This window comes from Quadrisphaera sp. DVD1 (assembly GCF_058932755.1).
The window spans coordinates 1-1,856 of the sequence record NZ_JBZYWI010000255.1 but is presented as its reverse complement, the minus strand read 5'-3'; the positions used below and the strand labels follow the sequence as shown (position 1 = coordinate 1,856).

The following is a 1,856-nucleotide window of genomic DNA, read 5'->3' as shown; positions in this document are numbered from 1 at the left end:
GCGCTGCTCGCGGCGGCGGGCTGGGTCCTGCTGGCCAGCCCGGTGACCGCGGTGCGCGAGGTGGCGGTCACCGGCACCTCGCGCACCGACCCGGAGGCGGTGCGCGCAGCCGCCGCCGGGCAGGTCGGCCGCCCGCTGCTGAGGGTGGACGAGGACGCCGTCCGCGAGGGCGTGGCGGACCTGCCGTACGTGCGCTCGCTCGCGGTGGAGCGCCGCTGGCCGCACGGGCTGGTGCTGGCGGTCACCGAGGAGGTGCCCGTGGCCGCCGTGCCGGGGAGCGCGGGCGTGGAGCTGCTCGACGCGGAGGGGGCGGTCATCACGACCCTGCCCGAGGCGCCGCCCGACGTGCCGGTGGTCAGCGTCGACGTGGCCACCGCCGGGCCGGCGGCCGTGCGCGCCGCGGGGGAGGTGGCGGCCAGCCTGCCGGCGGACCTGCGCGCCGACGTGGCGGAGGTCGGCGCGCTCAGCCGCGACGACGTCCGGCTGCGCCTGCGGGGGGGCCAGGAGGTCCGGTGGGGCGGGGCCGCCTCCTCCGACCTCAAGGCGCGCGTGCTCCAGGTGCTGCGCCAGCGGCCCGCCAGCGGCTACGACGTGAGCGCGCCGAGCGCTCCTGCGACCTGGTGAGATCGCCGTCACGGCTGAGTGAACTACTCTGACGTGATTCGAAGGCGCAGACCCGGCGTGGGAGGTTGTGGAGCACTCCCGTCCGCCCCTAGCGTGGACGCGAGAGCGGACATGACATAACTATCACCTTCAACCTGAGGGTGAGACTTCCCCGGACGGCCTGATCGCCCGGCGGTACCAGACCGGGGTCCCGGGCCACCAGCGCCAGGACCCGACGAACGGCGAGAGCGGGAGACCGGTGACAGCACCGCAGAACTACCTGGCGGTCATCAAGGTGGTCGGCGTGGGCGGAGGCGGCGTCAACGCCGTCAACCGGATGATCGAGGTCGGCCTCAAGGGCGTGGAGTTCATCGCCGTTAACACCGACGCGCAGGCGCTGCTCATGAGCGACGCCGACGTGAAGCTCGACGTCGGCCGCGAGCTGACCCGCGGCCTCGGTGCCGGCGCTGACCCCGAGGTCGGCCGCAAGGCCGCCGACGACCACGCCGAGGAGATCGAGGAGGTCCTGCGCGGGGCCGACATGGTCTTCGTCACCGCGGGCGAGGGCGGCGGCACGGGCACCGGCGGCGCGCCCGTCGTGGCCCGCATCGCCCGCGAGCTCGGCGCCCTGACCATCGGCGTGGTCACCCGCCCGTTCACCTTCGAGGGCCGTCGGCGCGCCACCAGCGCCGAGACCGGCATCGAGGAGCTGCGCGAGCAGGTCGACACCCTCATCGTCATCCCGAACGACCGGCTGCTGTCGATCAGCGACCGCAACATCAGCGTGCTGGACGCCTTCAAGTCCGCCGACCAGGTGCTGCTGTCCGGCGTCCAGGGGATCACCGACCTCATCACCACGCCGGGCCTGATCAACCTCGACTTCGCCGACGTCAAGTCGGTGATGTCCAACGCCGGCAGCGCGCTCATGGGCATCGGCTCCGCCCGCGGCGAGGACCGCTCCGTGCAGGCCGCCGAGCTGGCGATCTCCTCGCCGCTGCTCGAGGCCAGCATCGACGGCGCGCACGGCGTGCTGCTCTCGATCCAGGGCGGGTCCGACCTCGGCCTGTTCGAGATCAACGAGGCCGCGCGGATGGTCCAGGAGGCCGCCCACCCGGAGGCCAACATCATCTTCGGCGCCGTCATCGACGACGCCCTGGGTGACGAGGTGCGGGTGACGGTGATCGCCGCCGGCTTCGACGGCGGTGCCCCGCAGGTGCAGCGCCGCGGCGACCAGCGCCGTGCGGCGCCGGCCG

2 protein-coding genes are annotated in these 1,856 nt (G+C 74.0%); both read left to right on the top strand.

What is annotated here, in order from left to right; translation table 11 throughout:
* On the top strand, window positions 1-624 hold a 624-nt coding region (locus tag AC5FZL_RS16620; RefSeq protein ID WP_493619983.1), incomplete at its 5' end, for a cell division protein FtsQ/DivIB.
* A 238-nt stretch (window positions 625-862) separates the two neighbouring features.
* Window positions 863-1,856, top strand: a 994-nt coding sequence (ftsZ, locus tag AC5FZL_RS16615; RefSeq protein ID WP_493619982.1) for a cell division protein FtsZ, incomplete at its 3' end; no start/stop codon positions are given.